This is a genomic window from Pseudoalteromonas xiamenensis (genome assembly GCF_017638925.1).
Classification (GTDB): domain Bacteria; phylum Pseudomonadota; class Gammaproteobacteria; order Enterobacterales; family Alteromonadaceae; genus Pseudoalteromonas; species Pseudoalteromonas xiamenensis.
Map to the genome: position 1 here is coordinate 1,147,954 of NZ_CP072133.1, position 24,476 is coordinate 1,172,429.

Annotated in this window: 23 protein-coding genes, 5 tRNA genes and 5 pseudogenes; 11 read left to right on the plus strand and 22 right to left on the minus strand. The window is 43.6% G+C overall.

Annotated features, from left to right (window positions below; all coding sequences use genetic code 11):
- From J5O05_RS05645 to J5O05_RS05660, 4 genes are all read right to left on the minus strand, one after another.
- Positions 1 to 465, minus strand: coding sequence for a regulatory protein RecX (locus tag J5O05_RS05645; RefSeq protein WP_208843963.1), 465 nt, complete (start codon positions 463 to 465; stop codon positions 1 to 3).
- The gene (locus tag J5O05_RS05650) at positions 465 to 683 is read right to left on the minus strand and encodes a hypothetical protein (RefSeq protein WP_208843964.1); all 219 of its coding nucleotides are present in this window, start codon (positions 681 to 683) and stop codon (positions 465 to 467) included. The genes J5O05_RS05645 and J5O05_RS05650 overlap by 1 nt, the downstream gene beginning before the upstream one ends.
- The gene (locus tag J5O05_RS05655; RefSeq protein WP_208843965.1) at positions 661 to 1,215 is read right to left on the minus strand and encodes a DUF2189 domain-containing protein; all 555 of its coding nucleotides are present in this window, start codon (positions 1,213 to 1,215) and stop codon (positions 661 to 663) included. Before J5O05_RS05655 ends, J5O05_RS05650 begins: the two co-directional genes overlap by 23 nt.
- A 108-nt stretch (positions 1,216 to 1,323) precedes the next feature.
- Positions 1,324 to 1,947 (minus strand): GTP cyclohydrolase II, encoded by a 624-nt coding sequence (locus tag J5O05_RS05660; protein WP_208843966.1) that lies wholly within the window; start codon positions 1,945 to 1,947, stop codon positions 1,324 to 1,326.
- Positions 1,948 to 2,105: 158 nt separating this feature from the next.
- Here J5O05_RS05660 and J5O05_RS05665 point away from each other — a divergent pair, with 158 nt between their 5' ends.
- From J5O05_RS05665 to J5O05_RS21715, 5 genes are all read left to right on the plus strand, one after another.
- Positions 2,106 to 2,447: a hypothetical protein gene (locus J5O05_RS05665; RefSeq protein ID WP_208843967.1), complete on the plus strand. Its 342-nt coding sequence runs from the start codon at positions 2,106 to 2,108 to the stop codon at positions 2,445 to 2,447.
- Positions 2,448 to 2,466: 19 nt separating this feature from the next.
- Positions 2,467 to 3,327 (plus strand): hypothetical protein, encoded by an 861-nt coding sequence (locus J5O05_RS05670; protein WP_208843968.1) that lies wholly within the window; start codon positions 2,467 to 2,469, stop codon positions 3,325 to 3,327.
- Positions 3,324 to 3,749: a type 2 periplasmic-binding domain-containing protein gene (locus J5O05_RS05675; RefSeq protein ID WP_208843969.1), complete on the plus strand. Its 426-nt coding sequence runs from the start codon at positions 3,324 to 3,326 to the stop codon at positions 3,747 to 3,749. The genes J5O05_RS05670 and J5O05_RS05675 overlap by 4 nt, the downstream gene beginning before the upstream one ends.
- Entirely contained in the window at positions 3,739 to 4,344 is a 606-nt protein-coding gene (locus tag J5O05_RS21710) for a hypothetical protein (RefSeq protein ID WP_244369863.1), read from the plus strand. The genes J5O05_RS05675 and J5O05_RS21710 overlap by 11 nt, the downstream gene beginning before the upstream one ends.
- Positions 4,345 to 4,445: 101 nt before the next feature.
- Positions 4,446 to 5,297, plus strand: coding sequence for a sensor domain-containing diguanylate cyclase (locus J5O05_RS21715; protein ID WP_244369865.1), 852 nt, complete (start codon positions 4,446 to 4,448; stop codon positions 5,295 to 5,297).
- Between the two features lie 27 nt (positions 5,298 to 5,324).
- Here the strand turns inward: J5O05_RS21715 and J5O05_RS05685 are convergent, their stop codons facing one another.
- Positions 5,325 to 5,831, minus strand: a complete 507-nt coding sequence (locus J5O05_RS05685) for a DUF3087 domain-containing protein (RefSeq protein ID WP_208843970.1) — start codon at positions 5,829 to 5,831, stop codon at positions 5,325 to 5,327.
- A gap of 137 nt (positions 5,832 to 5,968) precedes the next feature.
- Between J5O05_RS05685 and J5O05_RS05690 the strand changes: the two genes are divergently transcribed.
- The 3 genes from J5O05_RS05690 to J5O05_RS05700 are packed head-to-tail and all read left to right on the plus strand — an operon-like array spanning position 5,969 to position 7,736.
- A complete protein-coding gene (locus J5O05_RS05690; protein WP_208843971.1) occupies positions 5,969 to 6,595 on the plus strand; it encodes an energy transducer TonB in 627 nt (208 codons plus the stop codon).
- Positions 6,596 to 6,607: 12 nt separating this feature from the next.
- The gene (locus J5O05_RS05695; protein ID WP_208843972.1) at positions 6,608 to 7,159 is read left to right on the plus strand and encodes an RNA polymerase sigma factor; all 552 of its coding nucleotides are present in this window, start codon (positions 6,608 to 6,610) and stop codon (positions 7,157 to 7,159) included.
- Positions 7,152 to 7,736 carry a hypothetical protein gene (locus J5O05_RS05700; protein WP_208843973.1) on the plus strand — a complete coding sequence of 195 codons (585 nt, stop codon included), beginning with the start codon at positions 7,152 to 7,154 and terminating at the stop codon, positions 7,734 to 7,736. Before J5O05_RS05695 ends, J5O05_RS05700 begins: the two co-directional genes overlap by 8 nt.
- Positions 7,737 to 7,751: 15 nt before the next feature.
- Here the strand turns inward: J5O05_RS05700 and J5O05_RS05705 are convergent, their stop codons facing one another.
- A complete protein-coding gene (locus tag J5O05_RS05705) occupies positions 7,752 to 9,128 on the minus strand; it encodes a Na+/H+ antiporter NhaC family protein (protein ID WP_208843974.1) in 1,377 nt (458 codons plus the stop codon).
- Positions 9,129 to 9,363: 235 nt separating this feature from the next.
- Here J5O05_RS05705 and J5O05_RS05710 point away from each other — a divergent pair, with 235 nt between their 5' ends.
- Together J5O05_RS05710 and J5O05_RS05715 are read left to right on the plus strand one after the other, a co-directional pair.
- Positions 9,364 to 9,642 (plus strand): MurR/RpiR family transcriptional regulator, encoded by a 279-nt coding sequence (locus J5O05_RS05710; RefSeq protein ID WP_208843975.1) that lies wholly within the window; start codon positions 9,364 to 9,366, stop codon positions 9,640 to 9,642.
- 10 nt (positions 9,643 to 9,652) lie between these two features.
- A complete protein-coding gene (locus J5O05_RS05715) occupies positions 9,653 to 10,210 on the plus strand; it encodes a MurR/RpiR family transcriptional regulator (RefSeq protein WP_208843976.1) in 558 nt (185 codons plus the stop codon).
- On the opposite strand, the pseudogene J5O05_RS05720 reads toward J5O05_RS05715, so the two are convergent.
- From J5O05_RS05720 to xerD, 12 genes and pseudogenes are all read right to left on the minus strand, one after another.
- A pseudogene (locus tag J5O05_RS05720) lies at positions 10,196 to 11,360 on the minus strand (exo-beta-N-acetylmuramidase NamZ family protein). The gene J5O05_RS05715 and the pseudogene J5O05_RS05720 overlap by 15 nt on opposite strands.
- Positions 11,361 to 11,489: 129 nt before the next feature.
- Positions 11,490 to 11,566 (minus strand) — tRNA-Arg (locus tag J5O05_RS05725).
- A 37-nt stretch (positions 11,567 to 11,603) separates the two neighbouring features.
- Positions 11,604 to 11,680 (minus strand) — tRNA-Arg (locus tag J5O05_RS05730).
- 40 nt (positions 11,681 to 11,720) lie between these two features.
- Positions 11,721 to 11,797 (minus strand) — tRNA-Arg (locus tag J5O05_RS05735).
- 38 nt (positions 11,798 to 11,835) lie between these two features.
- Positions 11,836 to 11,912: transfer RNA gene (locus tag J5O05_RS05740), tRNA-Arg, on the minus strand.
- Positions 11,913 to 11,924: 12 nt separating this feature from the next.
- Positions 11,925 to 12,017 (minus strand) — tRNA-Ser (locus J5O05_RS05745).
- A 135-nt stretch (positions 12,018 to 12,152) separates the two neighbouring features.
- Positions 12,153 to 12,407: a hypothetical protein gene (locus tag J5O05_RS05750; RefSeq protein ID WP_208843978.1), complete on the minus strand. Its 255-nt coding sequence runs from the start codon at positions 12,405 to 12,407 to the stop codon at positions 12,153 to 12,155.
- A gap of 368 nt (positions 12,408 to 12,775) precedes the next feature.
- Positions 12,776 to 14,315 (minus strand): annotated as a pseudogene (gene lysS / locus J5O05_RS05755) (lysine--tRNA ligase).
- A gap of 26 nt (positions 14,316 to 14,341) precedes the next feature.
- Positions 14,342 to 15,441, minus strand: a pseudogene (gene prfB / locus J5O05_RS05760) (peptide chain release factor 2).
- A gap of 140 nt (positions 15,442 to 15,581) precedes the next feature.
- Positions 15,582 to 17,306: a single-stranded-DNA-specific exonuclease RecJ gene (recJ, locus tag J5O05_RS05765; protein ID WP_208843979.1), complete on the minus strand. Its 1,725-nt coding sequence runs from the start codon at positions 17,304 to 17,306 to the stop codon at positions 15,582 to 15,584.
- A gap of 130 nt (positions 17,307 to 17,436) precedes the next feature.
- Entirely contained in the window at positions 17,437 to 18,183 is a 747-nt protein-coding gene (gene dsbC, locus J5O05_RS05770; RefSeq protein ID WP_208843980.1) for a bifunctional protein-disulfide isomerase/oxidoreductase DsbC, read from the minus strand.
- A 62-nt stretch (positions 18,184 to 18,245) separates the two neighbouring features.
- On the minus strand, positions 18,246 to 19,169 hold the full coding sequence (gene xerD, locus J5O05_RS05775) for a site-specific tyrosine recombinase XerD (protein ID WP_208843981.1): 924 nt from the start codon (positions 19,167 to 19,169) through the stop codon (positions 18,246 to 18,248).
- A 71-nt stretch (positions 19,170 to 19,240) separates the two neighbouring features.
- On the opposite strand from xerD, the pseudogene fldB reads away from it, so the two are divergent.
- A pseudogene (gene fldB / locus J5O05_RS05780) lies at positions 19,241 to 19,766 on the plus strand (flavodoxin FldB).
- Between the two features lie 37 nt (positions 19,767 to 19,803).
- On the opposite strand, the pseudogene J5O05_RS05785 reads toward fldB, so the two are convergent.
- The 4 genes and pseudogenes from J5O05_RS05785 to J5O05_RS05800 all read right to left on the minus strand — a co-directional run.
- Positions 19,804 to 20,565 (minus strand): annotated as a pseudogene (locus J5O05_RS05785) (DNA ligase); the annotation flags it as partial.
- 132 nt (positions 20,566 to 20,697) lie between these two features.
- On the minus strand, positions 20,698 to 21,363 hold the full coding sequence (locus J5O05_RS05790; RefSeq protein WP_208843983.1) for an HAD family hydrolase: 666 nt from the start codon (positions 21,361 to 21,363) through the stop codon (positions 20,698 to 20,700).
- A 38-nt stretch (positions 21,364 to 21,401) separates the two neighbouring features.
- A complete protein-coding gene (locus J5O05_RS05795; RefSeq protein WP_208843984.1) occupies positions 21,402 to 21,695 on the minus strand; it encodes a hypothetical protein in 294 nt (97 codons plus the stop codon).
- 218 nt (positions 21,696 to 21,913) lie between these two features.
- On the minus strand, positions 21,914 to 24,181 hold the full coding sequence (locus J5O05_RS05800) for a TonB-dependent receptor (protein ID WP_208843985.1): 2,268 nt from the start codon (positions 24,179 to 24,181) through the stop codon (positions 21,914 to 21,916).
- Between the last annotated feature and the right edge of the window lie 295 nt (positions 24,182 to 24,476).

Sequence of the window (24,476 nt, forward strand, 5' to 3'; positions counted from 1 at the left end):
TTATTCACCTATCTGTGCTACTTGCATTGCATATTCTATTTCGTCAAAGCCAAAGCCTCTACCTACCATGTAGCGTTGTCGCTTGGCTTTTTCTTGATAATTTTTCTTATCAAAGGCGCTAAAAAACTTCTTATTATAGGCATTGCAGGCGTGTTCATACCAGTCTATTTCGAGACCATTTAAACATTTCTCAACCTGCTTTTTATCAATGCCTTTTCCATAAGCGTCTGCCAGCAGTCTTTGTTTACCCAGTCCTTTTTCGATCTGTCGTCTCACATACTGAGCACAGAAGCGGTCATCATCGACATAACCAAGTGATTCGCACCAGCTAATTAGGTTCTGGATAAATTGTTCGTCTTCACATTTGCTGCGAAGCTTATATTCTAGCTTTGTTCGGCTGTAATCTTTTCGCGATAACAGCCAGACGGCATATCGTCGAAGCTTTGCTTGCTCTTTGTCATCCATTAAGCGTCAAATCGGCCATTGTCGGGTGTTGGTGCCGTTTGCGCTGTTTTCGTTGGTGTATTTTCGCTATAGCTGAAAATCGATTTAAACGCCAAAAAGAACCCAATATATGAAATCGGCATAATGACTAACAAAGGAAGTAACTGCAATGGTATCGAAATCACCATCAACAGTGCAACTAAACCACCGAAAACGCTAAGAGCCTCCCATATTTCCAAAAAACACCTTCAAGGACTGCTGAATTGCAGCAACAAGCGGTGTTTTTTTGAAGAAAACCAAAGGCAATGCAAAGGCAAAAGCGGCGTAATTGATGATCATAACAGCCATAAACATAAGAAAGTTCGCCGGATTAAAGTTACCAATTAAGTCATTGATCAGGGTTGTCACGTTCATGTTTTCTTCTGCATTAACCAATACTTCGATCATGTCAGAAAAAAGGAATTGAGCTAACAACGAAATCAGCAATGCAACAACCACTTGGCACATCGCTAGATGAAATACCGCACGCCTTTGGCCTTTTGCAAATAAAGGCGCAGTAATATCAGAAAGTTGTGTTTTATTGTTTGCTTGAACTTTTAAAATAGCCTGATAAAAACCAATGGTTAGAAATGGCGCCACCAGCGAGGCGGCAATATTTAAAACAGGCGCAAGCATAGGCAGCAGGCCAACAACAATGATGAAAACATGCATCATAATAAACGTAAAAGGTTGGCGTTTAAAAATAGACCAAGCCTCTTTTAACCACGCCACGCCTACACTGGCGTTTAAAACATTGTAACTCACCTAAATTCCTTATTTTGACTCAACTCACCAAAGTGCTGAGGATGACTGCGTACCAACAAAGGATACTATTTCAAACTACGGTTTTGCTACCTTTTTGATGTCTAACATATGCGAGCCATGCTTCACTTTTGTCTCAAGGTACGCTTTATTGCCGACGTGTCCCGCTTTAATATGTGCTTGAGTACCAACGACCATATCAACGTCTATGCCAGCCTCTTTTAACGCTTTAATTTTGCTAGGATTATTTGTCATTAATCGAACTTTTGGCACATTGAGCGCTTGTAACATAAGTACAGCGTCACCAAATTCACGAAGGTCGTCCGCAAAACCCAAATGGTTATTTGCTTCGTACGTATTCATGCCTTGAGATTGGAGCACATAAGCGTCGATTTTATTGTATAGACCAATTCCACGGCCTTCTTGGCGTAAATAAAGAAGAATTCCACCTTGTTGATGCATCGTTTCAATGCATTCATTCAGTTGCTCACCACAATCGCAACGTGACGAATGAAAAACATCACCTGTAAGACATTCTGAATGCATGCGGATCAGTGGTGTAGCCTCTAACTCGTCAGCCTTATTAAAGATTAAAGCGACGTGCTCTTGACCATCTTTTAAACCGGAAAATGAAACAATTTCTGCAGGAATATGACTATGCTGTCCTACATTCAGCGCAACTCTTGCTCTAACTTCAGCCACGACGAATTAACCTTTGGTTGGATTTCGTTATATTATCACATAGGTATACTATCATTACTACCGCCTATATGGGTGCGTGAACCACGATTAACAACCGCGCAAGCCTAACTTTCTATGCTATTCTCTATAAGATAATGAATTCTAACAAAGCTAGAGACATGCGCTTCATTGTTGCCTTGTTTATAACAGTATACTCTATGCCAAGCATTGCTTCGCTAAAGCTCGACGGATTTGCCAATATCGGGGCAAGCCTGACCGATTCTAAGTACGCGGGGATTCGTACTCAAGTAAGCCAACACGACGCACTTTTTGCCGATGAAATCGACTGGCGACAAATTTCCTCGGCCGGTTTGCAAGCTGAGTGGCGTTTCTCCAATCAAGTCCAGTTCGTTTCTCAACTGGTTTTAAAAGATAGCGCGGACCACAGTCTCGATGACAAGATCAAAATGGCTTTTTTGCGTTATTCTCCTTCACCAGAGCCTCACGGTAAATTTGGGTAGGACGGCCATTGATTTGTATATGATGACGGACTATCGCGACATTGGTTACGCCTATATTCCCGTGCATTTACCCACCGAGTTTTACGGAATAATTCCACATGAGTCCCTCAATGGACTCGATATTAGTTACAAGCATGCCAGTGATTTTGGACTAATCACCTCTAAGTTTTTCTACGGACGAAGCAAAGCGCCAGTCATCAGCGATGGTGATTTTACGTGGGAAGTACGCCTTAAAAATATTTTTGGTTTCACAATTCAATTGGAACAGCAAGATTGGCTGGTACGTGTCAATCACACGCAAACGACCGCTGAAGATGGCTATCCCGGCCAAAATGAACTTGTGTCCGCACTCAATCAAGTACCTGATGCCATTTGGCCCTCAGTCATGTCCGTAAAAGAATCGTTGCTTTTTCAGAACTCAAAACTAACCTATTCAGCTGTTGGAGCGCGTTATGATAATGCTGACGTTATACTGCAAGGTGAGATGTCATTAGTTGACTCCAAAAGTATTCTTTTGAACGACTTACTCAGTGGGTATGTGAGTGCCGGCACACGTCTAGGCTCACACACGCTAATGCTCACCTACTCACACATCCAAGCAGATGCACCAACTATCGAGCCTCCGCTCATTTCAGACCCAAATCTGAATGCGTTATATACCGCAGTAAAAAGCGCTACTGATTTTTACCGATTAAGACAAAACACAAGTTCACTCTCGTGGCGATATGACTTGTCGGATACATGGTCACTGAAAGCACAGTTCGATCATACTCACGTTAGGTATCAGCCTTCGGGATTGTACCTACATGACTTTTCTCGCAATCCTGACGGCAGTTTTTCAACGTTCAGTATCTCTAGTCATTGGATTTTTGACTTATGAGCATGCTTTTGCGTCTACTCATAGTCCTCGTGTTACCGATGCATTGCTTTGCACAGCAGAGTATTGCCGTGATTGTAAATAAAGCAAATCCCGTCATTCACGTAAGCCAAAGGGCGCTGATTGATTTATACATGGGTAAATACCAAGCTTTTGACAATGGCATGCCAGCTCAACCTATCGACATCGATTCAACGATGCCACTTAAAGAAACATTTTATATGCGTTTAACAGGCAGAGACCTTAGCCAAATCAACGCATACCGCTCTAGAATCAAATTCAGTGGTAAAGCCTCGTTTCCTATTGCGATGCCTAATTCGGATGCCATAATAAAGGCTGTACAAAAAGACCCGTTAGCAATAGGTTATATCTGGGCTGAAGACGTCACAGATCAGGTGAAGGTGGTATTTACGCTTGATAAATAAATCTAGTTTAATTATTCGACTGACGATTGCACTTGCATTAAGCAGTTTTTTGTTTGGAGTAATTTACTCCAAATTATATTACAAAAGCGTATACGCAGACGAACTCGCGCGCTCGAAAACCACCATTGAACAAATTGGACAGACGGTCTCAACCACGGCGTCCATTGCTGCGTATTTAGAAGATGCGGATCTTGCGATTGAAGTACTCAATGGTTTGATCAGCAATGATGTCATTCTCGCTGCAAAAATAGATACGGATACACAAACGCTGGCAAAAAGCTTGCTTTACAAAGGACAGCCCGGCAATCAATTTGTTTTGTCTCACCCTTTTATCCCCACGGCAAATGTCGGGGTTATATTACTCGTTCCAAACGAAGTTTTTATACGCCAACAAGCCTCCTCTATCGCCAGTGATAGTGTAGAAACGTTGGTTTTGCTCATCATTCCTATGCTGATTTTATTTGTTAGCTTAGCCTACATCATGATCACACGTCCGATGGGGGTATTATTTAAGCAGCTTCAAGAGATCCCCCTGGGGAGTCTCAGCGCCTGCGCTCTCCGGCCAATCACAAAGACAGCGAAATTGGCCAAGTAACCAAAAGCATTAACCACCTTTTAGACAAGACACAAAGTCTGTTCAACCAAGAGCGAGAACTGCGTAAAGCCATATCCGTTCTGGAACAACGTTTTCGGTTAATGTTCGAAAGGGCCTCAACGCCGACCCTACTGGTAAAGTCGTCTGGACTCATCGAACTTGCCAATGATGCCGCACAAGACCTTTTGGTTGGCCTAAATGTATCTGCCGAAGAAACATTTCCGGAGTGTTTAATGCCATTGTGTAAATCTCCGGACTCACTGGATAGTCTGATAAACGACGCAACCAATCAGGGACAAGTTAAACAGATGGAAATCGAGTTCGAGAGCGCTTTAACGCATCTACCTGTTTGGCTGAATATCGTCATCATTCCGACCGAAAGTGAAGAAGGTCTGTATTTGCAGATATTCATCAATGACGTTAGTTATCGTCGTAATATGATTAACGAGTTAAAGCAAAAAGCACAGTTCGATCCACTCACTAATTTGAACAATCGCTATGGTGCAGAATTGAAATTGCGTTTTTGGCTAGACAATCAAATTCCATTTGCTTTGCTGCTTGTCGACCTCGACAAATTCAAACCCATTAACGATATTTACGGGCATAATGCTGGGGATGAAATGCTTAAACATATTGCTGCCAACCTAAAAGAATGTGTGCGCAATGATGACCTTGTTGCACGTTGGGGTGGCGATGAATTTATTGTTGCTGTGCCTCATATTGCGAAAGATGGTTTACAGAAAATAGCTTCCCATCTCGTTGCAAAGACCGCAATGCCTATGCCTTATGAAAAAGACAATCAATCATTGGAACTCAAAGTGAGCGCCAGCATTGGGATTGCGTGCTATCCAGACCACGCAGAGACGCTGCATGAGCTTATCGAAAAGGCTGATAATGCAATGTACAGTGTAAAACTCGCTACGAAGAATGATTTTGCGTTTTATCATCTCTAACAATGTTTTACACCGCAGGGGGAACGTTTAGAATCGCTTCAATACCTTCGCATCGTAGCTCGTTGCATCAAGTGTGACGTGATATTTTTCCGCCAGTGTATTTAACTCTGCTTGCCAAAGCCCGAGTTCCTCCATGGTGATCGTATTGTCATCTAGAGTCCAAAGTTGGCGAGAGCCAGCGTAGCTGTAGTGAATAGCTTGCATAGCATCGACATCCCCATTTTGCGCTGCCACCTTAAGTTTAGCCATTTTGCGCGTAATTTGATTAAGCGCTTGCTTTAATTCCCACACGTAAACCACTTCGGTCATAAAGGGGTGACTACGGTACTTATTGAGCACGAAACCAATGAACACTGCTGTAATGATGACGCCCGTTAAATTCCAGTGGAAATGCGTCCCACTGGCATCAGGAAAGAGCGCGATCAAGAGTTGTGCTATCCCAAGACTGCCTGCGGTTAAACTCAGTACACAGGCATAAATCACCTTGTTTAAATGCTTACGATAACGTGTTTTATCTATCTCTTTGAGTTTCATGCAACGTCCAATTAAAAGTACGAGAGCTAATTTGGCAGGCATTGTACGAAGGTCAATAAAAAAAAGAAAATGTTTCACCCCTTTTTACACACTTATTCGTTTTATCTATGAACTAAAACAAAAAGAGGGATAATGCGATGACTATTTTGATTGAACAAAACGCATGGACAAAACCTGTGGTAGCTGTTTCTGGCGCGATTGTTTTAACCTTCGCTACTTTTGCTTTAATGCAGCACCTCATCTCGCGAGACAACTCTCGACCTCTCGTTAGTGAAATAATGCCAGTAGCCGTGCTCCTAAGCGCTCATACCGATTCAGAGGTGAAAGAAAAGTCTAAGGTGCTAACACCTCCACCTCGGATGAAACCCATGCCGCCTCGAGCAACTGAAGTGCCAGAAGAAACTAGCTCGACTGCGGAATTAGGGGTCATCGACGCAGGCAATATCCACATTGATACCGTTCTAACAAGGGATTTTGGTCAGCCGAGTAACTACGATGCCAATCCTATCGTTCGGATCACACCAAACTACCCTATCCAAGCTGCCCGTGATGGTTTAGAAGGTTGGGTCAAATTGTCTTTTTCTATCTCAGAGATTGGTGCGGTTGTTGATGCAAAAGTAATTGGATCTGAACCTGCGAAAATTTTTGACAGGGAGGCCTTAAAAGCGTTAAAACGCTGGAAATACAGACCTAAAGTACAAAATGGAAGTGCTGTGATACAAGAAAATCAGACCGTCGTACTCGAATTCTCTCTTTCTAATTAGGTAGAATTGCCTATGCTGCTTGTCTTAAAACAGCTATTCAAGCCAATGAACCGTCAGGTTGATTGGCTTTTAGAATACAAATTAAGTGGCGACCCTTCACATCTCGAAGCGTTGGTCGATTTGTACGCGAATGATTTACTGCACTTTTTGCAGTCAATTACCGATACCGAAAGCGCCAACGATATTGCACAGCGCACTTGGCTCACCTTGATCACAAAGCGTCATTACTACAAACAGCAAGGCACTCCTAAAGCCTATATTTTTACCATTGCACGTAATGCGTTACATGACGACCATCGTTATAGAAATAAGTTTGTCGCGCTGGAAGACGACATTAACCTCACGACAAGTAGTCATTCAAGCGACCAAGAAGATGCAAAGCTCCTTTACCAAACTATTTGCTTGTTACCTTTCGAACAAAAGGAAGCATTGACGCTCCAACTTGAAGGTTTTTCGCTAGAAGAAATTGCGCTGATCACCACCACAAACCAAGAAACAATTAAAACCCGTTTGCGTTATGCGAAACTCAGCTTGAAAAGACATTTGGGGAACCTACATGAATGACTTTGAAAAACAATTAGCGCAGGCCTATCTAAAGGAAAAGCAAAAAGTCGACACGGATAAAGCAGCCTTAAAACGTGCGATTCGACGTAAACATGTCGATGATCGCCGCGAAACTCAACAACTTTTAAATTACTTACGCTGGATCGCCGCAGGATTTGCTCTAACCTGCTTTGGCTACTTTAGTTTGCACGTCACGGATCCAGTTTCATCTTTAACGTCTGTAGATACCATCGAAGTTGAAGCCGATGTAGAAGTGCATGAAGTCATCAATGGCGAGTATCGGCGTTATATTGCAAAGCAAAAACAACAATTGGATGACGCTTATCAGGCACGTGTAAAGCCACCATCCTCAGCCATTAACGCCGAAAATGTCGTTCTCGTGAAAGTGCTAAAACAAGATGCTCAGGCGTGGTTAGTTGAAACATGCGAACAGCAAACTCGCTTAATGCTGAAAATGAGTGTTTTAAATTCGCTTGAACAAAGTACGCCAAACTTAGGGGAAACGTTGTTAGCCATTCGAGAAAATGAAAGGGGTGAAATCATTCAGATTTTCACCCCGAATATCTCGAGTTCCTAAGCGGCAAATCTGCCCTTAGAGCATCACAATACTGGCAACAAAAAATGCAACGAGTGACAAAGCCCCACCAAATAATGCGTATGGCAACTGTGTTTTCACATGAGTAAGTAAGTCACACCCTGAGGCCAACGCCGAGACCGCCGTGGTATCGCTGATGGGTGAACAGTGGTCGCCAAAAATACCACCGCTCAAAATCGCTCCGACAACTAGACTAGGAGGCAATCCCAATGACTGAATGAGCGGTACACCAATTGGGATTAAAATAGCGAAGGTTCCCCAAGAAGTGCCTGTAGTAAAGGACATCACAGCACCGGTCAAAAACAACACAGGTACGATGAAATAGACAGGTAAATAATCCCCCACAACAGAGGCCACAAACACGCCTGTGCCGAGCTCTTTTAAACTTGCACCTAAGGTGAGAGATAGTAAGACAATACTGACCAAAGGAAGGAGTTCCCCCATACCTTTAAAGCCAAGTTGCATCAGTTCTTTGTGTTCAAAACGTTTTGATTGAAGCAGTAATAGATAGGCTACCGTGCAAGCAAGAACGGTTGCATAAAGCACTGATTTAGATCCACTGCCATTGGCAAGTACACCCTCCCCCGTCCAATACATAAAGCCTATCATACTAGCAATCAAGGTCAGTAATGGTACTAACATAAAACGAGCTTTCGTCGCGGTCGCCACCGCTTCCATCTCAAATTGCTGATGTTGTAACTCAAGCTCAGCCTGTTTCATAGGACCATGCACTTTGTCTGTGATGATGGTGTAAGCAACCAGAGCAAGCGCGATAATGGCGTAAAAGTTAAACGCAACGCTTCCCCACAAAATACTGACAGCCGATTGTTCTAACTCATAGTTACTCAGAAGCCCAAGAACATAGGCCCCCCAACCGTTGAGCAAAATAAGGATACACACCGGCGCACTAGTACTGTCAATGATGTACGCCAAACGTGCGCGACTCATTTTGAATTTATCAAATAGACCTCGTGCAACTATGCCTGACGTTAGGACACTCATATTGGATTCGATAAACACCGCAACACCCGTGAACATCGTCAAAAATCCAACCTGACGCTTGCTTCTCGCTACGCCACGACGCATCAACATATTGACCGTCGCTGCTACCCCTCCTGATTCTCGGATATAGACTAATAGCGCCCCAATAACAATGCTGAAAATCAGTATTCGACTGTTACCCGCGGAGGTTGCGATACTGATGACGCGTTCAATACTGCCAATAAATGTCCCGCTCAAAACCGATGTGTCATTCTGAATGGCAAGCAAAAATTCTGATGAGATTAGCGCGAGTAAGAGCGCCAAAATGACCTCTTTACGCCAAAAGACCACGACTATTGCAATCAGTGGCGGCAAAATAGAAACCCAACTCATAAGTCCCCTTATTATAATTATGTCCAATTAACCTATCGGTAATGGCAAGACAGGTAGCTTAATTTGTTCTATTCACCTTGCCAAGTTTTTGAGGGCGATGACAAATTACAACATCACCGTTGAAAGTCAATTTAGCCATCTAGACATTTTTACGTAAAAGTTACTGGTTGGACTATCGTAACGATCCAAATGTTCCTATAATAAAACCAACTGCAGTAAACGTTACCAAGGTCCCATGTCACTTTTCATCAAAATTAAGGCGCTTCGGGCTAGCCTTTCAAATAGTGAATCAAAACTTGCCGATTACACATTGAACAACCCCGAACTCATCCGAAACCAATCATCAATAGAACTTGCGAGTGCCGCAAATGTCAGCCAATCAAGTGTTGTGAAGTTCGCACAGAAACTAGGTTACAAAGGGTTCCCCGAGTTTAAATTTGCCGTAGTCGATGCCCTCAATCAACAATCAAAACAAGAAACGAAGTCCACTCACGGAATTCACTCATCAAGATGATATAACTTTAGTGTCGCAAAAACTGCTCTCAAAGCAACACACTATTCTTTCTCATACTCAACAGCTGAATGAGGCGACTCAGATAGAGAAGGCCGTTGATGCGCTAAAATCGGCAAATCGTGTTTTATTTGTGGCGCAAGGTAACTCGTCTCTGGTTGCGAGAACCTGTGTTTTTAAATTACAAAAACTCGGCGTCGCGGCGCAATGTGAAGCCGATCTCATTCAAGCAGCCAATGCCTTGAGTGTACTCGGCAAAGGGGATGTACTCTTTGTGATAAGCCATTCTGCACATCCACGTAGCCTACGCACGTTAGTTGAGTTGGCTAAATTGGAAGGTGTTACGGTGATTTCGATGACAAAATTCACCCAAAACGCGATTTCTGAATTAGCAGATCATCGCTTGTTTTCGGTGTCGGAAGAAGAGCCAGTGCCACACAGCGGCATTTTAACGAGTTCCTCTCAACACTATATTGTTGATCTGATCGTTATCGCGCTTTCGAATTCCAATTTACATTTACAAAAACGCGTGGCGCAAGCGAACGGCTTTATCGAATCACTTGGGATCTAAAACCCGCTCATAAATTAGATAAGGGGAACCGGCGAGTACGAAAAGCGAGCAAATCGTCTTGCCAGTCCTTCTTTATCTGCTCGCTTGATTTCCCTGCTAATATCCCAAGCCTTAACTTGTCCGTTCCAGCTAGCTTATCGAAAAAACTGGCCGCGGTGAAAAAAGGTTCGTTTGCAGCGGCAAATTTCGAATAGCTGCTTACTAGCCATTCCAATGATAGTCCGTGCACGTTACTCTGACGAAGATCGCTTGCGTAAAGCAATTGACCATTTAATTTCGGATTAGACGCCCCATTATTTGGGTGTGGTGTAATGTTAAACTTCCCAAGTGCTACCTTATTGTGACCATAGAGCTGAAATGGCCAAGATGTTCCTCTGCCTACGCTAACGGCAGTCCCTTCAAAAAAGCACAATGACGGGTACAACTGTACTGCTTGGTCATTGGGTAAATTCGGGCTTGGAGGAATTGGCAGGGAGACTCGTACGCTTTCGTTATAATCAGACATTGGCACAACAGTAAGCTGCAATTTTTCAGCCGGTGCAATCCACCCCTCTCCTTTTATCATTTTTGCCAACTCACCAACGGTCATTCCATGTAATACGGGTATCGGATGCATACCAACAAAAGAGCGAAATTCAGGCTCTAGTACTGGGCCATCAACAAACGCCAAATTAGGATTTGGTCTATCAAGGACAATCAACGGGATCCCGTGTTCCGCAGCAGCCTCCATGACGTAGTGCATTGTGCTGATATAGGTATAGAACCGAACACCAACATCTTGAATATCGAAGATCAACATATCGATATTAGCGAGCGATTCAGGTGTTGGCTTTTTGGTTTTTCCATACAATGAAAAAATCGCAACACCCGTTTGAGTATCTTGCCCATTCGCAATGCTAGCTCCTGCATCTTGGTCACCACGAAACCCATGTTCTGGCGAAAAAATCCGTACAACTTTAATGTTCTTCGCAAGCAAGCTATCGACCAAGTGGACACCTTGATATTGAGACGTGTGATTAACAACTACGCCGACTCGCTTGTCCTTTAAATCTGGCACTATAGAGTCGAGCTTTTGAATTCCCAGCGTGAGAGAAACAGCCTGAAAGGAAACCGCTAAACATAAGAAAAGAAACAGTACGCGCATGAACATGTATCGGAATTTGAACGTATGGTCATTTTAACGCGGTTTAGAAAAGCTTCAACACGATGAGGTGGTTAACGTGAGCGAATCGCAGGCACAAAAAAACCGACTTTCGTCGGTTTCTTCTTCAAGTGAAGATGGCGGACGCGAGAGGATTCGAACCTCTGACCGCCTGGTTCGTAGCCAGGTACTCTATCCAGCTGAGCTACGCGTCCGCATCGGTGTTCTTCATCTTTAACCACTTGAAGTAAGTGGCGGACGCGAGAGGATTCGAACCTCTGACCGCCTGGTTCGTAGCCAGGTACTCTATCCAGCTGAGCTACGCGTCCGCATTAGGTTGTTCTTCATTTTTTACCACTTGAAGAAAAGTGGCGGACGCGAGAGGATTCGAACCTCTGACCGCCTGGTTCGTAGCCAGGTACTCTATCCAGCTGAGCTACGCGTCCGTATTGGGTGTCTTCATTTTTAACCACTTGAAGAAAAGTGGCGGACGCGAGAGGATTCGAACCTCTGACCGCCTGGTTCGTAGCCAGGTACTCTATCCAGCTGAGCTACGCGTCCGTTTTACGAGAATGGCGGAGAAGGGGGGATTCGAACCCCCGATAGGGCTACAAACCCTATACTCCCTTAGCAGGGGAGCGCCTTCAGCCTCTCGGCCACCTCTCCGTCTCGTGGGGCGTATAATAATGGGTTGAGAAAATAAGTCAAACACTTTTCTTGTAAAAACAGTCTATATGGTGATAGATTGCACAGCTCGGCCCAAAAAAGCGGACTTAGCCGTTCAAAAAAGCATTTTTTGGCCTATTTATCTTTTTCAATGGTCGTTTCTTCGGCAGGTGAACATGATGATTTTATGCATCTGTCAAATTCTCTAAGCTCTTCGAGATAGCCCAAAGTGTGAAATTGACTCATGCAAGCGCGGTAATAAGATTGACGTTCGGCTTCAATATCCTGTGGTTCTTTTTTTCTGTAGACATTATTCATCCTGAGAGTTAGCTTTCGCAAAGCAGCATCCAGTATAAAAGACTCTTCATATTGCGCCACGACATCCCCCATTTGGGCACTTTCCTTTCATAGATAATAAAAAGCCAAAATGATTTAAATTCATACAGCTAAGATGTGAATTTGTGAATTTGTACGATATATCTTACGGAATTATACGAAAAAGGCATCCCCCCCTCCTTTTGGCTAAGCCAAATGCATGTACCAAATTCGAATTCGAAGGGAAATAACCAAAACGGAAAATCTATCTGGAACCTCGTAAAATGCATACCAGCGATAGTGACATCGACAATGAAAATTTAGTAAGAAGAACCAATCTCGTTTTTATGACATGGGGCAATGATGAGCGAAAGACCAATAAATAGACGCTCTAAAACACAAAAAGGCGCCGAAGCGCCCTTTTTAACTAATCAAAAGTCAACTTATTGCTCAACTTGCGGACGCATGTGAGGGAATAAGATAACGTCTTTAATGCTTTGTGAATCAGTAAACAGCATAACCAAACGGTCAATACCGATACCCTCACCCGCTGTTGGCGGAAGACCATACTCAAGCGCATTGATGTAGTCTGCATCATAGTGCATCGCTTCATCATCACCTGCGTCTTTTTCTTCAACTTGACGCATGAAACGAGCAGCTTGGTCTTGAGCATCATTTAGCTCAGAGAAACCATTCGCAAGCTCACGGCCACCAACAAAGAACTCGAAACGGTCAGTAATGAATTCATTGGCATCGTTACGACGCGCAAGCGGAGACACTTCCCACGGATATTCAGTGATAAACGTAGGTTGAATCAACATGTGCTCAGCCGTTTCTTCGAAGATTTCACACAAAAACTTACCTGAATTTCCAAACACAGTTTTCAGGGATCTTAACGTGAATTTTCTTCGCGTATGCTTTTAGTTCTTCAAAGTGATTTACAGGGTCTTTGAAAATAGCAGGATCAACATCTGGGTTGTATTGAATACAAGCATCTGACATTGAAAGACGAGTGAATGCTTTACCAAAGTCGTATTCAATCGTTTCTAACACCTCACCATCAGCATTACGCTTAGTATTGATGATAGTCGTAGTACCTAACACATCTTGTGCCACTGTGCGTAGCATGTCTTCCGTTAAGTCCATCATGTCGTTGTAATCAGCGTACGCTTGGTAGAATTCAATCATCGTGAATTCTGGATTGTGGCGCGTTGATAAACCTTCGTTACGGAAGTTACGGTTAATTTCGAACACACGCTCAAAACCACCAACCACTAGACGCTTCAAGTAAAGTTCTGGCGCGATACGTAAGTACATATCGATATCCAACGCATTATGGTGAGTCACGAATGGGCGTGCAGACGCGCCACCTGGGATCACCTGAAGCATAGGCGTTTCTACTTCCATATAGTCACGGTCTGTTAAGAAACGGCGAATACCATCAATGATTTTCGAACGAATACGGAATGTTTCACGCGTATCCATGTTCGTGATTAAATCAACATAACGTTGACGGTATTTCATTTCTTGGTCTGTTAGTCCGTGGAATTTCTCAGGTAGTGGACGAAGTGACTTGGTCACTAATTCGAACTCGACCATATCTACGTAAAGGTCGCCTTTACCTGATTTATGTAATGGGCCTTTAACACCGATAATGTCACCGATATCTAACACACCGTATTTGTCTTTTAATACCGTTTGAGCTTCTTTTGACGCATACGCTTGGATACGGCCTTTCATATCTTGAAGTACAAAGAAAGGACCACGTTTAGCCAAAATACGACCTGCAACCGCAACTTGGTGATTAAGGGCTTCTAACTCTTCCTTAGTCTTATCACCAAACTTAGCTTGTAGATCACCAGTGTAGTCTTCACGGCGGAAAGTATTCGGATGGCCATTAGCCGGGCACTTTTCGCGAATAGCGTCTAGTTTGCCACGGCGCTCAGCGATAAGTTTATTTTCATCTTGAATATGATCTGTCATTTTCTAGCTCTTGTTTAGCTTGTGGATTACAGGCCTGATTTCAGGCTGGCTTCGATAAATCTGTCTAAATCGCCGTCAAGGACTGCTTGGGTGTTGCGGTTTTCAACACCCGTACGCAAATCTTTGATACGTGAGTCATCCAATACGTAAGAACGAATTTGGCTACCCCAACCGATATCTGATTTAGCGTCTTCTTGCGCTTGTTTCTCGGCATTTTGCTTTTGCAATTCTAGTTCAAACAATTTTGCTTTTAACTGCTTCATTGCTTGATCTTTGTTTTTGTGTTGTGAACGGTCATTTTGACACTGAACAACGGTATTCGTCGGTAAGTGTGTAATACGTACCGCTGATTCTGTACGGTTAACGTGCTGACCACCCGCACCCGATGCACGATATACGTCGATACGTAAATCAGACGGGTTAATATCAATTTCGATATTGTCATCAATTTCTGGATAGATAAAACAAGATGCAAACGACGTATGGCGGCGGCCACCTGAATCAAACGAGACTCTTACGTACTAAACGATGTACGCCGGTTTCTGTGCGTAACCAGCCATACGCGTATTCGCCCGAAACTCGTACCGTTGCACCTTTAATACCTGCAACGTCACCGTCCGTTGCTTCGATGATTTCCGTTTTGAAGCCTTTCGCTTCCGCCCAGCGTAGATACATACGAAGCAGAATATTACACCAATCTTGTGCTTCCGTACCACCCGACCCTGATTGTAAGTCGATGTACGCATCAGACGCATCATGGTCACCTGAGAACATACGACGGAATTCAAGTTGTTCTAATTGCGTAACTAAGCCTTTTACTTCAGCCTCAGCTTCCGTAAACGTATCTTCATCTTCAGCTTCAACCGAAAGCTCAACGAGACCTTCGGCGTCATCCGCACCCGACACTAAGTTATCAATCGTTTCTACAACCGCTTCCAACGCTGATTTTTCGCGACCTAGTGCCTGTGCACGTTCTGGTTCGTTCCATACTGCTGGGTCTTCAAGCTCTGCATTTACTTCTTCTAGGCGCTCTTGTTTTAGCGCATAGTCAAAGATACCCCCTAAGCAGTTCTGTGCGTTCGCGAATTTCCTTGATTTGATTAATCACAGGATTCACTTCAAACATTTACATCACTCCAAAAATTGCTTAAATTTCACGCCATTCGTAGGCTAAAAATCGATAATTTATAAAACGGGTAATCCTAGCAAATTTCCGTGCATTTGCAGAGTATAAAATCACCTGAATTATGGACTTTTTATCGGAATCTAGAGAGCCTGAAGCTCTCTAACCATTAATTGCAGTGAAAACTTACCTCTGAACTCGTTAATATCGAGTTGAAAGGCAATATGAACGTGCTGTGCGGAACTGTTAGGCCATGCACGCAGGTCAACATTAAAGGCAATCGCATCAAACAATTTACCATCCGCGTGTTTCACCACGAGTTTTAAGTGTTTTTCACCCACCAAACGCTGTTGTATGATCTCAAACGTGTCTTCAAACAACGGCTCTGGAAACTTCTGTCCCCATGGACCGGATTGTTGAATCAGTCCCGCAAAGTCTAAGCTAAAACACGTCGCAGGTAACACCCCATCCGTAAGCACGACACATTGCTTGTGTTCTTCGCTTAATTCACTTGCCGCAAAAGTCGTAAATACGTGTTTAAATTCGTCGAAGCAACCTGGGTTCAGCGTCAAGCCCGCCGCCATCGCGTGCCCACCAAATTTGGCAATCAACTCTGGATGTAACGTGTTTATCCGCTCAAGCGCATCGCGCATATGAAACCCTTCAATAGAACGACAAGATCCTTTTAACGCACCATCGTCGCCTTGCGCAAAAATCACGGTTGGACGATGAAAATGTTCTTTTAAACGACCAGCCAAAATGCCTATGACGCCTTGGTGCCAATCATCTTGAAAAAGGCATACTGCATCCGGAATGGTTGATGTTTGGTTGACCAAGCGTTCAAGTAGTGCCATGGCTTCTTGCTGCATGCCTTGCTCTATTTCGCGGCGTTCGTGGTTAAGTCCGTCTAATTCATTTGCAATTCGACGAGCTTGATACTCATCTTTTGAAAGTAAACACGCTATGCCCAAACTCATGTCGTCGAGGCGTCCCGCTGCATTCAAACGCGGCGCTAAGGAAAAACCAAAATCGCTCGCACTTAAACGTGCGCTGTTGCGATTCGCTACTTCAATCAAAGCTTTTATACCCGGACGTGTTTTACCACTTCGAATGCGCGCAAGCCCTTGGTGCACTAACGTGCGATTGTTAGCATCTAGCGCCACAACATCCGCTACAGTGCCAAGCGCCACAATGTCGAGCAAATCGGCTAAATTTGGTTCTGGAACGTGGGTCTCATTAAAGTAGTTCTGTTGCCTTAAATGGTGTCTAAACGCGACAAGGAGATAAAATGCAACGCCTACCCCTGCAATGGACTTTGACGGGAATTGGCAACCATGCTGGTTCGGATTCACGATGGCATCGGCAACAGGTAATTGTTCGCCTTGTAGATGATGGTCCGTGACAAGCACTTTAATGCCCGCAGCTTTTACTTTGGCAATTCCCTCAACACACGAGATGCCATTGTCTACTGTAATCACTAAATCTGGTGAAAGCGTGATGATGTGCTCGGCCAGCGCAGGACTGAGTCCATAACCAAGACTAAATCTATCCGGCACGAGATAATCAACCGAGTTAAAACCAAACCACGGCAACCCCGTCATTAACAACGCAGTGCTGGTCGCGCCATCTGCATCGAAATCGCCCACGATTAACACTCGCTCATGCTGTTTCAACGCATTGTCGAGCAGCGAACACGCTTTATCGATGTCTTTGAACAGCCGAAAATCAAGCAAACCAGAAGCTGAGTTATTTATTTCTTCAATATGTTGTACACCTCGAGAGGCATAGATTTGACGAATTACAGGGTGAAGGTGAGCTGGCAAATGGTCATCACTAACAGGGGGTCTAGCTTGGATCAGTCGTTTCATCTGGGTACTTTCAGTCCTTCCATTACGGCGTGTAAAGCTCTCTTTGTGGCTCACCATATCATAGCAAAACATTATACTAAAAAAGTGCTCTTAGGCCCTTTTTTATGAGACTCAATGTCAATATTTCGTCTTACGATTTCTTAGCATGCTCATCTAAAATTTGAGCAAGGCTATCCGCTGGTTGATAACCTGGGATCATCGTACCATCTTCTAGAATAATCGCTGGCGTACCAGAAATACCAAAGCTTTGACCTAGTTGATAATGCTCTGCAACTGGCGCATTACAACCCTCAACTTTAGCAACATCATTACCTGCTTTTGCTTCAGTAAGCGCTTTGTGGTTATCTTTTGCACACCATACATTACGAAGATCTTCGTAGCCTTTACCACGCAAACCACCGCGAGGGAAAGCCATATAGCGCACTGTAATGCCAGCGTTTAAGTAATCTTGAAGTTCACGATGTAATTTACGGCAATAACCGCAGGTAATGTCCGTAAACACTGTAATTTGGTGTTTTTCATTTTCCGCTTTGTATACGATCATTGAGTCTTCAAATTCTGAAACGCCCGCTTTACGGACATCACTCAACGCATTTTCCGTCAGGTTTTCACGGCTATCAATGTCCAAAAGAGTGCCCTGAATAAGATACTGACCATCAGGACTACCGTACAACACACCTTTGTCCGTAATTAACGTGACCAAACCCGCAATTGGATTTGAACGCACTTCTTTTACCGCAATGCCCAATTGCGCAAATTTCGCCACAACAGGTGATGGGGTTGCCGCAACTTCCGTTGATGGTGCAGCTTGTACTTCCACTTCAGCCTGAGCACCAAAGCCGCACAAAAGTGCCGCCGCTAATACTATTCTTTTCATCAATATGTCTCTTATTCTCAATTACTGTCTATATAGACCGAAATATTTGCTAAAAAATTCCGTTACGCACGAGGATGATGAGTTTGATGCAGTGATTTCAAACGCTCACTTGCCACATGCGTATAAATTTGGGTAGTCGACAAGTCACTGTGACCTAACATCATTTGTACCACTCGGAGATCCGCACCATGATTTAACAAATGTGTAGCAAATGCATGGCGTAACGTGTGTGGTGATAACGGTGACACAACTTGAGCCAAAATAGCATAGTGTTTGATTCGATGCCAAAAAGTTTGTCGCGTCATTCCTATTCCTCGCTTAGATGGAAATAGAAAATCGGTCGCGTGTTTGATCATGCTAGGTCTACCCTCTTGCAAAAATCGCAATATCCAATCTTGTGCTTCTTCTCCCATTGGCACCAAACGCTCTTTACCCCCTTTACCTCTGACCAGAACCACTCCTTGTCGTAAATTAACTTGCTCCATTCGCAGCCCAACAAGCTCACTCACTCGAAGGCCTGTGGCATACAGTAACTCAAGCATTGCCTTGTCACGCATTCCCATCGGTTCCGACACATCCGGCGCGCTTAGCAACGCATCAACCTCTGTTTCTGTTAGGGTTTTTGGTAACGACTGCCCAATTTTCGGCTGAGCAATATTCTTTAATGGAGAGTCGGTCAACTGATGGTCACGTTGCATATACTGAAAGAATCGCTTCAGCGCACTAAGCGCACGCGCTGTACTTCTGGATTTAAGTCCAGCGTCTGTACGATAGGCTAAATAGGCTTCTACCGTTAAATGCTGAACGTCGGCCCACTGTAACTCACCAATAAACTGCGCAAACTTAATTAAATCATTTCGATAGGATGAGATTGTGTTGTCACTCAAACCTTGTTCAAGGTACAAGTTGTCTAAAAACTCTTCGATAAGTGTTTCATTCCTTGGATCTATTTGTTTAACCAACGATTCGTCGTTACTTGTACTCATATATCAATTTTCATCTGCATAAGGTAGACTCTGCCCCAATCATAACAGCCCTTGAGACAGTGATAAACACTATGAATATAGGCTTATTCTATGGCTCGACAACGTGTTACACCGAAATGGCCGCAGAAAAGATGCGCGATATCCTCGGTGATGAGACTCGTCACGCTTTTTAATATAAAAGATGAGTCACTTAAAAAGGCAGAAGATTTCGACTTCGTGATTTTCGGTATTTCAACTTGGGATTTTGGTGAACTTCAAGAAGATTGGGAATCACATTGGGATGACATTGATGAAGTAAACCTTGCAGGTAAAACGATTGCTTTGTTTGGCATGGGTGATCAACAAGGTTACGGCCAGTGGTTTCAAGATGCACTCGGCATGTTACACGCCAAAATTGCACCACAAGGTGTTCATTTTATTGGCTTATGGCCAAACTCCAGTGACTATGAATTCGAGGCATCTAAAGCACTCACTGAGGATAAAGCTCATTTTGTTGGCCTTGCGCTAGATGAAGATAGTCAGTACGACAAAAGTGATGTACGCATCGCGACGTGGATAGAGCAAATCCTAAATGAATACAGCGAGAGTTTGGCCTAATCCCGCTCGTACTCCAGTAAGCGCATGAGTTGTGCGCTTACAAAACATCTCTAACTCGTAAAAAGCGCGCGAACCGCGGCTTGCCATTCTTCGTCTTACCTTGATAGCGAAATGTAACAATACTGCCAATTGCAGGGGGCTTTATTCGCTCACTCATGTTAAACCCAGTTCCCAACTCAAATATGAGACCTTGTTTATTTTCAACAATTAACGCACCAAGCATATTCCGGAATTTACCTTTACCAGGTTGATGTCCAATGACTTTCGCTTCTTCATCTTGATACGGCTTATATTTTAAGACCGCTCCGGTTCGTCCTGCCTGATGCAATGCATCTTTGCGATGCAGGATTAAACCTTCTCCTCCTCGTAACACAATTTCTTGTAACCAACGCTCAAGTAATTGCTCAGAGGGAATTTCTTTTTGTTCGATCAGTTGGAGATGGGTGGACGCTTGAGTTCGAAAACGTTTACGTAGTTCGGCATATCGTTCGACAAACGTTCCTTGAAGTTTTGGGGCATCAAAAATAAGGTATTTAACCTGCTCCCAAGCCGTATCATCGATTTGATGACGGCGAACTAAACCACTTACACGTTCAAATTCACCATAATTAATCCATAGCTCGCCGTCTAAATCCGTTGCAGGCAATGGTTCCGTAAACCATCCAGGAGCGAAAATAGGCTGCCCGGTTCGGGTCATCAATCGTTTCCCATCCCAATACGCCCGCACGCCATCAAATTTTTCGGAAACCAAGTAACGATCCACTGGGAGCTGTTGTGTATAAACTTGCGCAAGCTGAACTGGCGGAGCTTCAGCTTAAGCAAATCGAGATGCAAAGAATAAAAGTATGATAAATGCATTAATACAGTGTCGCCACATGCTTCCGGCTCCTTGGAAAACAGACCTTAAAGTAAAAACCAGACTCAGTGTAGACTAGTTTTTATGGCTTGCGAGTGACTGAACGTGAAAAAAAGCATGCGATAAGTCAGACGCTCGGTGATCCGCTTGAGCAAAATCCTGCTTTTCCGAATGCTGGTGAGGGATTACAACGCAATATAACGCAGCTGACTTTGCGGAGACTAAACCGGTTGCAGAATCTTCCATCGCCACTGCCTCGTAAGCCGATAGCTGCATTGCCTTTAACGCTTTTAGATAAGGCTCCGCAGAGGGCTTAGGGTTTTCCACATCCTCTTTGCAAATCACTACTTCAAATAGCTCAAGAAGGCCATAGTGTTGTAACACGGGAATTGCTTCTGCACGGCTACTTCCCGTAACTAAAGCAAGACGAAAATCACGCGCGCTTTCTTGCAAAATTGCTTTTGCGTTTGGCATCAACGTCGGAGGAAGTGTTTTTGAGGTTTCCACGAAATGTTGATTTTTTTGCTCGGTGAGCGTTTGGGCATTCAGTGGTAGTTGATGTCTTAATCGAAGAATTTCAGCGGTTTCTAAGGTTGGCACTCCCGAAAACTCATCACAAAAATCTGATTCGCTGTATACAATTGAAAAAGGAGCCAGCACTTTTACCCAACTCAAATAATGCAACACTTCAGAATCGACTAAAGTGCCATCAAAATCGAATAAAATTGCTTGAATATCCATATTCATCTCCTTTTTCACGTTAACCGTTTAAAGTCAGGTTATAGGCCTGCTGGCGGTTCTGCTTGGGCAAGTTCACCCGTTTCAACTTCAACAAGCTCATAGCCACGTTGCAAACGAACGACTTTTAAAATTGGCTTTTCAAACGCCGAAGCTAAACGCTCTGCATCAGCTCGTAATTCTTCTATGCTTGTTCCCACTGGTGAAGCTCCTGTTTCAGACCAGTTTGTTGCTCGACCATTTACGTTATATTCCACTTCGTGAATTTGATAAAGTGTTGGCTCATCACCTTTGCCTTCACACTCAATTACACGGTAGTTCCAAAATCCAGCCATTACTATTTCCTCATAAAACGATGGGATACCAATTGCATAAACGCTTTCTGTCGCTTCGACGTAGCTCAGCAACAATGTTAAAGCGTTTAATCAAATAGGCACTAAACACATCAAGCAAGCTAAAACGGATAGCGCGCACTCTACCAGCTTCTCATGCCATTTTCATTACTCTGAAAACAAAAACCCGCCATTTAGGCGGGTTTTAAAAACGTCATCTATTAGAAGAATTTAACTTTGAATTCAGCGCCAACAAAACGCTCTTCATTCGTCATACCAGTCAAGTTATTGAAATCTACACCACCAATAACTTCTTGCTTGTCGAAAATGTTACGAACAAACGCAGAAACTTGATACTCGTTATCACCTTGGTACCAGTTATAGCCTGCACGTAAACCACCTTCTAGCAATGGCTTGCCTTTAAATTCCACTGACTTGTATAAGAAGAAGTCAATTGCACTGCGGTACGACCAATCTGTGTATGCGAAGAACTCACCTTCACCCATTTCTTTGCTGTAGCGAAGCGTGAAGTTAGAGATCCATTCAGGTGCGTGTGGCAGACTGTTGCCATCTAGAATCGCCAAACCTTTGCTATTTAAAGGATCGGTTACTGTACATTGCGCACACACGGCAACTGCAAGGTCTTTATCGCTCAATTCCGTTTTGTTGTAACTTAGATTGAACGTTGCATTTAGTTCGTCTGTTAATACCCATTCAGTATCTAGTTCAAAACCATAGCCAGTCGTTTTGTCTGCGTTAATCAAACGGTTGAAATTCGCATCACCACCTACTGCCGTAAGTTGCTGGTCATCCATTTGGAAGTAGAATACCGTTGCGTTAACACGACCACGGCCATCTAGCACATCCGATTTAATACCTGTTTCAATCGAGTTAACTGTTTCAGAATCCGCAACTGTAACGACGTCACCAAAAAGAATACGACCTTGGATACTTGGCGCACGGAAACCATTCGCGATACGGCCAAACCAGTTTACATCGTCATTCACTTTGTAAGCTAAGCTTACGTCCCAGCTTACATGGTTGTCAGATGGATTTGCTGAACCCGTCATTTCATCTGGTGAACCATTCCAAGGTGTTGGATTTTTAGTACGTTTTGCCGTGAAATCTTTTTCATCACTTGAGTAACGAACACCTGTTGTCAATTTCAGGTCATCAGACAAAGTGAAATCAAATGAACCAAATACAGCCCATGCAGAGGTATCTTGGTTTTGGAACGCATAACCGTTCTCAACACCACCGGCCAATGTGTCGTAAGAGAAGCTCTCAATCATCAGGTCTTCTTCAAATAGGAACATACCTACTTGATAGTTAAAATCACCTGTGAAGTTACTGCTCAAACGAAGCTCTTGTGTGTATTGGTTATGATCAGGAATACCGTCCGCACTTTCTGCAGAGAATGGGATCAAACCTGGACCTTGATAGTTATCTAGGAATACCGCACCGTAACCACCGTCAACGTCAGCGCGTGAATAGATTTCAGCACTTTCCCATGCTGTGATAGACGTTACCGTATGCTCTGCCAAATCCCACTCAAGTTTCAATGACAAACCTTGTGACTCTACTTGTTGAGTCGCATTGTCTGCCGCATCGTGGAATGCTACATCGTGTGAGTAACCATCAACGATGTTATTTGAACCTTTTTCAATTAGGTTTGCACGGAATACTATTGGCTTTCCGTCAAGATCACGTACGTGGTAGTTAAGTAGACCAGTGAAGTCATTGCCTTCATATAGGAATTGGATACGCGCTGCTTTTTCGTCGTAGCCACCTAATACGTCTTTCTTTTCATGACCTGGTGCTTTGATGTCGATGTAATCATCTTTAGTTTGCCAAAGTACAGAAACACGCGTAGATAGTTTGTCCGTCAAACCACCGCCTACTGCACCTTCAAAGTCTACTGCGCCACGGCTACCGTAAGAAACAGCACCGTAACCTTCAAACTCTTGGCTTGGCTTCACTGAATCAAATTTTACAAGACCCGCAGGCGTGTTACGACCGAAAAGCGTACCTTGTGGACCACGTAGAACTTCTACACGACCGATATCAAATACAGGGAAACCTTTTAAAATTGGGTTTTCTTGAACAACTTCGTCAACAACCAAAGAAACTGGCTGAGAAGCGTTCAGATCGAAGTCAGTGTTACCTAAACCACGAACATAAAAACGTGGAAAAGTACGACCGAACGAAGATTCGATAGATAAACTCGGGATCTTCGCGTTCATGAAGCGAATATCCATACCCGCAGAGCTATATGCATCAAGATTGTCGCCTTGAAGCGCAGATACAGCAACAGGCACTTCTTGTGCGTTTTCTACACGTTTACGCGCAGTGATCTGAATAACTTCAAGTTGATTGTTTTTAGCTTTTTCGCCTTCTTCAGCGAGCGTAGAGAATGAAGTACCTGCTACAGCAGAGAACAACGTTGCATTGATTAATGTCGCTAACGTAGATCTTTTCATTGCTTTCATGTTTGGTATAAACCTTCTTGGAGCACTCTTTCGTTCAACGGTTGTATGGGCGCCGTAAAACAGTGGCGTGATACGTTCAATTTTTCGCGCTTTATGGGTTGGCGCGGACCTCAAAATCGAGAGTGCTAAGCGAGTAAAGAGGCTGAACGTGACGGGTCAATATTATAGCAGCAAATGACAGTTTTGCTGCAAAAAGAGGAATGATTTTGTAAATTTTTTTGAATTATTATCGAATAATAATTTAAAAAAAGAAACTTTTATTCAATTACAAACCACAAATAAGGACATTTGTCCT

Coding starts and splice junctions, on each gene's coding strand:
- J5O05_RS05800 (WP_208843985.1), bottom strand. CDS start 24,181: ATGAAAGCAATGAAAAGATCTACGTTAGCGACATTAATCAATGCAACG.
- J5O05_RS05690 (WP_208843971.1), top strand. CDS start 5,969: ATGACTATTTTGATTGAACAAAACGCATGGACAAAACCTGTGGTAGCT.
- J5O05_RS05665 (WP_208843967.1), top strand. CDS start 2,106: ATGCGCTTCATTGTTGCCTTGTTTATAACAGTATACTCTATGCCAAGC.
- J5O05_RS05685 (WP_208843970.1), bottom strand. CDS start 5,831: ATGAAACTCAAAGAGATAGATAAAACACGTTATCGTAAGCATTTAAAC.
- J5O05_RS05700 (WP_208843973.1), top strand. CDS start 7,152: ATGAATGACTTTGAAAAACAATTAGCGCAGGCCTATCTAAAGGAAAAG.
- J5O05_RS05645 (WP_208843963.1), bottom strand. CDS start 465: ATGGATGACAAAGAGCAAGCAAAGCTTCGACGATATGCCGTCTGGCTG.
- J5O05_RS05675 (WP_208843969.1), top strand. CDS start 3,324: ATGAGCATGCTTTTGCGTCTACTCATAGTCCTCGTGTTACCGATGCAT.
- J5O05_RS05710 (WP_208843975.1), top strand. CDS start 9,364: ATGTCACTTTTCATCAAAATTAAGGCGCTTCGGGCTAGCCTTTCAAAT.
- recJ (WP_208843979.1), bottom strand. CDS start 17,306: ATGAAACGACTGATCCAAGCTAGACCCCCTGTTAGTGATGACCATTTG.
- J5O05_RS05695 (WP_208843972.1), top strand. CDS start 6,608: ATGCTGCTTGTCTTAAAACAGCTATTCAAGCCAATGAACCGTCAGGTT.
- J5O05_RS05670 (WP_208843968.1), top strand. CDS start 2,467: ATGATGACGGACTATCGCGACATTGGTTACGCCTATATTCCCGTGCAT.
- dsbC (WP_208843980.1), bottom strand. CDS start 18,183: ATGAAAAGAATAGTATTAGCGGCGGCACTTTTGTGCGGCTTTGGTGCT.
- J5O05_RS05750 (WP_208843978.1), bottom strand. CDS start 12,407: ATGGGGGATGTCGTGGCGCAATATGAAGAGTCTTTTATACTGGATGCT.
- J5O05_RS05705 (WP_208843974.1), bottom strand. CDS start 9,128: ATGAGTTGGGTTTCTATTTTGCCGCCACTGATTGCAATAGTCGTGGTC.
- J5O05_RS05790 (WP_208843983.1), bottom strand. CDS start 21,363: ATGGATATTCAAGCAATTTTATTCGATTTTGATGGCACTTTAGTCGAT.
- xerD (WP_208843981.1), bottom strand. CDS start 19,169: ATGAGTACAAGTAACGACGAATCGTTGGTTAAACAAATAGATCCAAGG.
- J5O05_RS21715 (WP_244369865.1), top strand. CDS start 4,446: ATGTTCGAAAGGGCCTCAACGCCGACCCTACTGGTAAAGTCGTCTGGA.
- J5O05_RS05795 (WP_208843984.1), bottom strand. CDS start 21,695: ATGGCTGGATTTTGGAACTACCGTGTAATTGAGTGTGAAGGCAAAGGT.